General features: G+C 36.9%; 7 protein-coding genes and 2 tRNA genes. 2 read left to right on the forward strand and 7 right to left on the reverse strand.

Translation table 11 applies throughout. The features are described from left to right. Positions 1-287 precede the first annotated feature (287 nt). A complete protein-coding gene (locus tag AW17_RS22310; protein WP_029280318.1) occupies positions 288-650 on the forward strand; it encodes a hypothetical protein in 363 nt (120 codons plus the stop codon). Beyond that, positions 593-1,342, forward strand: coding sequence for an ATP-binding cassette domain-containing protein (locus tag AW17_RS22315; protein WP_083488810.1), 750 nt, complete (start codon positions 593-595; stop codon positions 1,340-1,342). The genes AW17_RS22310 and AW17_RS22315 overlap by 58 nt, the downstream gene beginning before the upstream one ends. Positions 1,343-1,479: 137 nt before the next feature. Here the strand turns inward: AW17_RS22315 and AW17_RS22320 are convergent, their stop codons facing one another. The 7 genes from AW17_RS22320 to AW17_RS22350 all read right to left on the reverse strand — a co-directional run bounded on the left by AW17_RS22320 (position 1,480) and on the right by AW17_RS22350 (position 7,097). After that, positions 1,480-2,343 (reverse strand): AMP nucleosidase, encoded by an 864-nt coding sequence (locus AW17_RS22320; protein ID WP_029280321.1) that lies wholly within the window; start codon positions 2,341-2,343, stop codon positions 1,480-1,482. A 93-nt stretch (positions 2,344-2,436) separates the two neighbouring features. Continuing rightward, the gene (gene clpX, locus AW17_RS22325; RefSeq protein WP_029280323.1) at positions 2,437-3,675 is read right to left on the reverse strand and encodes an ATP-dependent Clp protease ATP-binding subunit ClpX; all 1,239 of its coding nucleotides are present in this window, start codon (positions 3,673-3,675) and stop codon (positions 2,437-2,439) included. Beyond that, positions 3,659-4,366 (reverse strand): ATP-dependent Clp endopeptidase proteolytic subunit ClpP, encoded by a 708-nt coding sequence (gene clpP / locus AW17_RS22330; RefSeq protein ID WP_029280325.1) that lies wholly within the window; start codon positions 4,364-4,366, stop codon positions 3,659-3,661. Before clpP ends, clpX begins: the two co-directional genes overlap by 17 nt. Before the next feature lie 154 nt (positions 4,367-4,520). After that, positions 4,521-4,877, reverse strand: coding sequence for a four helix bundle protein (locus tag AW17_RS22335; RefSeq protein WP_029280327.1), 357 nt, complete (start codon positions 4,875-4,877; stop codon positions 4,521-4,523). 62 nt (positions 4,878-4,939) lie between these two features. After that, positions 4,940-6,289 carry a trigger factor gene (gene tig / locus AW17_RS22340; RefSeq protein ID WP_029280329.1) on the reverse strand — a complete coding sequence of 450 codons (1,350 nt, stop codon included), beginning with the start codon at positions 6,287-6,289 and terminating at the stop codon, positions 4,940-4,942. 170 nt (positions 6,290-6,459) lie between these two features. Further along, a tRNA-Leu gene (locus tag AW17_RS22345) sits at positions 6,460-6,541 on the reverse strand. Between the two features lie 474 nt (positions 6,542-7,015). Next, positions 7,016-7,097, reverse strand: a tRNA-Leu gene (locus AW17_RS22350). Positions 7,098-7,495: the final 398 nt, after the last annotated feature.

Genomic DNA, 7,495 nt, shown 5'->3' on the forward strand with positions numbered 1-7,495 from the left:
AAATTATATCTTATTTACGCCTAATCCCGCTTTATCGTCCTGCTGAATTTATTTCAGCATCTTTTTAGCGTGAAAGACCCTGAAATAAATTCAGGGTGACGACCGTCTTAACAGAAAACTTGATTAAAACGCCACAAAATGAGATTTAATAATCGAACTCAGGTTTATAGATTTCTCCTCCGAAGGAGTTCCTTTGGAACGCTACAGTCAAAATGACGATTACACGCTGCCAATCTTTTTGTTTAGTTACAACTAAGTTTATCGTTATGATTTTATATCTTTAAGTCATGTCGATTGGTCTACTCAAAAAATCTTTAACTATATACAAACCCATTTTTTTATGGAATGTACTGGTCAGCTTGCTCACATCAGTATTCTTCATTTTAAATGGCTTTAAGGAGCCAGGAATTTACTCTTTTGCCTTATTCATCAAACTTATTGGCTGGGTATTTTCTGTTGCCATATATTTCATGTTTTATCAATCTACTGCATACTTTTTCAAAAATCAGGGCATAGGCTTTAGAAAAATCATGACAAACCTGATTTTATATGATTTAATTGTTTTTATCGGAATCTTAATCATTTCATCTATATGCAAAGACTTTTTATCGACAGCGTTAACCAATCTTTTGCAGATCGGGAAGTATTAAGCAGCGTTTACCTTAACTGTAAAATTGGTGAAGTAGTCGGTCTATTGGGCAGGAATGGATCCGGTAAATCAACTATGTTAAAGATCATTTTTGGAAGTGTAAAAGCGAACTTCAAATACCTTAATATAAATAATAAAGTATATGAAAAAGGCTATTTATCAAACAATCTATCTTATTTACCTCAGGATAATTTTATTCCAAACCAGATTAGTATTTTTCAGGCCATTAATATCTTTTGCAAAAACCGACAAGCTGAATTACAGCAAATTGAAGTTATTGCCAATCATTTAAAAGCTAGATTTTACAACCTATCTGGTGGGGAACGCAGGTTTATAGAATGTTTATTAATGATTTATAGCGATGCACAATATATACTTCTCGATGAGCCATTTTCGCAATTATCGCCATTGTGGATCGAAGAATTGAAAGGCCATATCAATCGGATGAAAGCATACAAAGGTTTTATCATTACCGATCATTACTATAAGTCTATTTTAGCTATTTCCGATCGCATTGTACTTTTGCACAATCGATGCAACTATAACATCAACAGCGAAGAAGACCTGGTATTGCATGGCTACTTACTTACCAGGATTCGCTGTTTAAAGTCATGCTGTCCCGAATTTTTGGGATCAGCATCTATCTTATCCTTCAACCTTAGATTAAAAGATCCTGAAACAGGTTCAGGATGACGATTGCCCTAACTTGAGCCGTCATGCTGTCCCGATCTTCGGGATCAGCATCTAACTTGTTAATAATTCAAGCCGAAAAGATTCTGAAACAAGTTCAGGATGACAATCTCTCTAATTACAACAGTACTTAACTTATGTTAAAACAACAAATGTTTTACTGTTAATCCGTTATTGATTAATTGCTTTAATGAGTCGATACCAATGCGCAAATGAGTTTCTACATATTTCTCAGTTACAGTACTATCGCTTTCGGCAGTTTTAACACCTTCTGGAATCATCGGTTGATCGGAAACTAATAGTAACGCGCCTGCTGGGATTTTATTGGCAAAGGCCGTAGTAAAAATCGTAGCTGTTTCCATATCTACTGCCATCGCCCTTAAAGTTTTCAAGTATTTTTTAAATTCTTTATCGTGCTCCCAAACCCTCCGGTTGGTGGTATAACAGGTTCCGGTCCAATAATCTCTGCCATGATCCCGTATGGTTGTAGAAATCGCTTTCTGCAAGGCGAATGCTGGCAATGCAGGTACTTCTGCCGGCAGGTAATCATTTGATGTACCTTCACCCCTGATTGCGGCAATAGGCAAAATTAAATCGCCTAATTGGTTCTTTTTCTTTAAACCACCACATTTACCTAAAAACAAAACAGCCTTAGGTTTAATGGCCGTCAATAAATCCATCATGGTTGCTGCCAAGGGGCTTCCCATACCAAAGTTGATAATCGTAATACCATTTGCGGTAACACTTTGCATAGGCTTATCTAAACCCATAACCGGTGCATTATCGTTCCATTCCGAAAACATGGTTACATACTTACTGAAATTGGTCAGCAGAATATAATCGCTAAATTGATCTAAGGGTCTGCCGGTATAACGTGGCAACCAATTTTTTACAATTTCATCTTTCGATTTTAATCCCGATTTAACAGGAGTTTCTACTTCTTTTACTTTTTTTGATTTCGCTACAATTTCCTCGTCTTTTTTTACTTCTTTTTCTTCGTTCATATTCTTTTAGTTTTGAGCATAGCGCTTGGCGCTTAGCGTTAACAAATATTGTATTAAAAAAAATCCCCCCGCTTTCGCGAGAGGATTGAATTTTTAAGCGGCCTGCAACTTTTTAAAGTCGGCCTTTTCAAATTTCTCTATCGCGTAATCGAGATTGATGTGCAGTTCCTTGACATCCGTCTGCGTTGGCGTATCAAACATGGCATCCAACATAATCGCTTCACAGATCGATCTTAAACCACGTGCACCCAGTTTATATTCCATTGCTTTATCTACAATAAAATTTAAAACATCTTCATCAAAAACAAGCTTTACGTCTTCATAAGCAAAAAGCTTCACATACTGCTTGATCAATGAATTTTTAGGTGCGGTTAAAATGTTTCTTAAAGATTCTTTATCCAATGGGTTTAAGTGAGAAAGAACCGGTATACGACCAATTAATTCTGGAATTAATCCAAAAGATTTCAAATCCTGAGGTGTAATATACTTATAAAGATTTTTAAGATCTAAAACTGTCTCATCTTTCTTTACTTTATAACCTACCGCCTGCGTGCGTAAACGGTTGGCAATTTTACGTTCAATACCATCAAATGCCCCACCACAGATAAATAGAATGTTATTCGTATTTACCGGGATCATTTTCTGATCTGGGTGCTTACGTCCGCCCTGAGGTGGAACGTTTACAACTGTACCTTCTAAAATTTTCAATAAAGCCTGTTGAACACCTTCTCCCGATACATCACGTGTAATGGATGGGTTATCACTTTTACGCGCTACTTTATCTACCTCATCAATGTAAACGATACCACGTTCGGCAGCTGTTACATCATAATCGGCAGCTTGAAGCAAGCGCGTTAAAATACTTTCAACATCTTCACCTACATAACCTGCTTCAGTTAAAACAGTTGCATCGCAGATACAGAATGGCACATGCAAAATTTTCGCAATGGTTTTAGCCAAAAGTGTTTTACCGGTACCGGTTTCGCCCACTAACATGATATTTGATTTTTCGATCTCAATCTCGTCTTTATCAACTTTTTGATTTAAACGTTTGTAGTGATTGTAAACGGCAACGGATAATACCTTTTTAGCATCGTCCTGACCAATAACATACTGATCAAGATGCTGTTTAATTTCAAGAGGCTTTAATAAGTTTATCGCCTTTTGAATATTTTTTGTCCCTTTGGTCCCTAATTCTTGCGCAAGCAATTGATTGGCCTGGGTTACACATTTATCGCAGATAAATGCATCCATGCCTTCAATCAACATTAACGTTTCATGCTTGCCAGAATGGCAGAATGAACAACGGGATTCTTTATTTTGTTTCGCCATCTTTTTTTGCGTTTCTCGATAACACCTCATCAACCATACCAAATCCTTTTGCCTCGTCAGCTGTCATCCAGTAATCACGATCTGAAGCTTTCTCTACCCAATCATATGTTTGCCCAGAGTGTTCTGAAATAATATCGTATAATTCTTTTTTCAATTTCAACATCTCCCTCAGGTTGATCTCCATATCAGATGCCACACCTTGTGCGCCTCCTGATGGTTGGTGAATCATTACTCTTGAGTGAGGTAATGCAGCACGTTTTCCTTTTGCGCCTGCTACCAATAAAACTGCCCCCATTGAAGCGGCCATACCCGTACAGATTGTAGCTACATCTGGTTGTATATATTGCATGGTATCATAAATACCTAAACCTGCATAAACCGAGCCACCTGGCGAGTTAATGTAGATCTGAATATCTCTATCGGCATCTGTTGATTGCAAAAACAACAACTGAGCCTGAATGATATTGGCATTCTGATCGTAAATCGCATCACCTAAAAAGATAATACGGTCCATCATTAACCTAGAGAAAACATCCATTTGCGCTACATTCAACTGGCGTTCTTCAATGATATATGGTGTCATGCTCTTAGGGTCCAGATTAGCCTGAGCAATAAATTTATCTACGTGTAAACCGCCAATCCCCTGATGTTTAACGGCAAATTTTCTGAATTCTTGTGAATCTATGTTCATTATGTGAGTTTTTTAGCAGAGGGCATAGAGTTTTAAGTTCCTGTTCCCCATCGTTTCGTGAATAATAAAAAACCAAAATATAAATAATATTTCAATTATCTTGGTTTAGACAAAGAGCATACCATATCGAAATCTATGACAATATAGCACTCCGCTACTTCAAACTTTTAGAAAAGCTGGAAATCATCCTTGCTAAAATATCTAAATCTTCTAACAAATCTGCCAAATCTTTGTCAGAAACCAGTAATCTTAAATTTAACACTAAAAGAATGTTGGCATTCTCAAAAACAGAACGATGTGCAAAGTTTAAGAATCTTCGAAAATCGGGTGTAGAGTTAGAGCCAGAACCTTCTGCAATATTATTAGATACGCTAAGAGCAGCTCCTCGAAGCTGCTCTGCGAATCTAAACTTTTTTATTTCTTCCAATTTCTCGGAAATATCAATCAATTTATTACCTACAATTATAGCCCTCTGCCAAATTAGCAAGTCTTGAAATCTAAATTTTGCCATTTAGCAAAATAAGATTTTATATCATGATATTAAAATCACCAGGCGCTATGCCCTATGCTTTTTTATCCTTTATCCAGCGCAATAAACTTATCGTAATCAATATCTTTTTGCTCTAAAGTAACAACAGATTTGATTTGTTCGAAAGTTTTTAATGCTTTTACTTCTTCGAAAACACGGTTTGCATTTTCTTTTTCCTGTAAAAACTGAACGGCATATTGAGCCAATTGATCTTCAGGAAGTGGGCTTGGACTGTACATTCTAAACTGTGCATCTAATTTAGCCTTTGCTGCCTGAACTACATCCTCATATTTAATTTCGATACTGTTATCTTTGATGATTTTGTTTTCGATTAAAGTCCACTTAAGGTTTTTAGCGAAATCATCATAACCTTCTGCCAACTCTTCGTCGGTTAATTTTTCGTTTGTAGCCTTTAACCAGCGACGTAAAAATTCATCAGGCAATTCGAAATTATGTTTAGTTAAAAGTGCTTCATAAATATCGTTAGATAATTTACGCTCAGCATCTTGTTTAAACATACCCTCTACCTCTTCAGTAATTTTCGCCCTGAAACCAGCTTCGTCAGTTACGGTACCTTCACCAAATAATTTATCAAAAAACTCTTGGTTTAAGTCTGACTCTTCTAAGCGGTTAACGTTTTTAACGTGAAGTTTAAAGTTTGCTTTTAACTCAGCAGCTTCTTCTTCCGAAATATTTAAAGCTTTAGCAATTACCGCAGCATCTTCTAATGCTTTTTGGATATCGATGGTTACTTCATCATCTTTCTTTAAACCGATTAACGATTTAAGGATTTTTTTATCTTTAATCTGATCTAAACGAACAGTTGCAGTACTGGTGATACCACCTTCAACAGCAGTACCATCTGCAGCTACCTGAGTTAATTCAGTGTAAAGTACATCATCATCAGCCGAAACCTCAGGATTAGTCATTTTACCATAGCTACGACGGATATTTTTGATACGGCTTTCTAAAGTTTCTTGATCAGCTTTAATTACGTATTCGGTAAATTTATCTTTAGATGAAAGATTTACATCAAAAGCAGGTGCTAAACCTAACTCATAATCAAATTCGAAATCATCTGTATTATCCCATTTAAATTCGCGTTCATCATCCATTTTAGGAAGTGGTTGACCTAAAATTTCTAATTTTTGCTCCGCGATATAGTTAGATAAAGTATCGTTTAACAAGTTGTTAACCTCTTCTACCAAGATACTTTTGCCATACATTTTTTTAATGTGGGCAGCAGGAACCATTCCTTTACGGAAACCAGGTAATTGTGCTTTTTTAGCTTGATCTTTAATGGCTTTCTCTACTTTTCCAGTGTAATCAGCAGGTGCGATTTTGATTTTTACAACAGCATTTAAGTTGCCGGTTTTTTCCTGTGTAATATTCATTTTTTCTGAGATATAGTAAGATGTGCTTTAGACGGGAGATATGAGATATGAGATTTGAGAAGAAACCATATATCGCCACAACCGGCACAGCACATCAATTTTTTATTAATCAATGTTTTTAAAAACAAAACCGTTCCGATTTTTAAATCGGAACGGCCTTTATCTTGTTGTGCGGAAGAAGGGACTCGAACCCCCACGCCGTGAAGCGCCAGATCCTAAGTCTGGTGCGGCTACCAATTACGCCACTTCCGCAGTTAGGATGTTGTAAGGACTGCAAAGATAGAAACAAGATTGAATAATCAAAAGGCATCGGCAATATTTTATTGATTATTTTAATCAAAAAAAGATAACTGTTTAGTTTTTAAGGAGAAAAAAATTATTCGGCAGATTTACTGAGCGCTTTTACGATGGTCTGTGGAGACACAGACCATGGGGACTTATAACTTGAAGCAGCGTTATGGCTGCGATAAAACATGGGGTTTGTTTTTCAGAATAGATTAAACCTTTATTTTTTGGAAAGCAGGTTCGGTAGCGTTTAGGATAATGTAGCCCTGCTCTCCGTTCTTTCCGATGAAAAATCGGAACCACTGCGATCAGGTTTAGGTGGCAAGGATAGGTGAAGTATCAATGGTTGAGTAGCAGAGCGATAATACTGATTATAAGATCAAGAAGCTGTGCCATAAAAAAACCGCTCTGATGTTTAAATCGGAACGGTTGATGTTGTTGTGCGGAAGAAGGGACTCGAACCCCCACGCCGTGAAGCGCCAGATCCTAAGTCTGGTGCGGCTACCAATTACGCCACTTCCGCAGATAGGATGTTTTAAGGATTGCAAAGATAGAAACTAAATTGAATAATCAAATCTTTGCAATACTTTGTGAAGAAAGAAAATTTAATTTCAATGATCATGCGTACATCTTTGCAGTCCCCTAAGCACGATCCGTCATTGTCAGCTTGACTGGCAATCTTAACACATCAGAAAGTTAATGAACCATGGGTGAAGCTTTAGGATTCCCGTTTTCACCTATCGTGTGGACGCATCTTTTGTTAATTCTATATTTGTTTTTTAGTAAACATTCATTATGCGGTCGTCATGCTGAATTTAGTTCAGCATCTTTTTTACCACTAGCGAGCTGGATTCAAAAGCTGTCGTTTTGAGTGTAAAAATGTTTATTATTTTTCCGCTCTATGCCGCGGTGGCATGGTAG

The sequence above is a fragment of the Pedobacter borealis DSM 19626 genome (assembly GCF_000708285.2).
Classification (GTDB): Bacteria; Bacteroidota; Bacteroidia; order Sphingobacteriales; family Sphingobacteriaceae; genus Pedobacter; species Pedobacter borealis.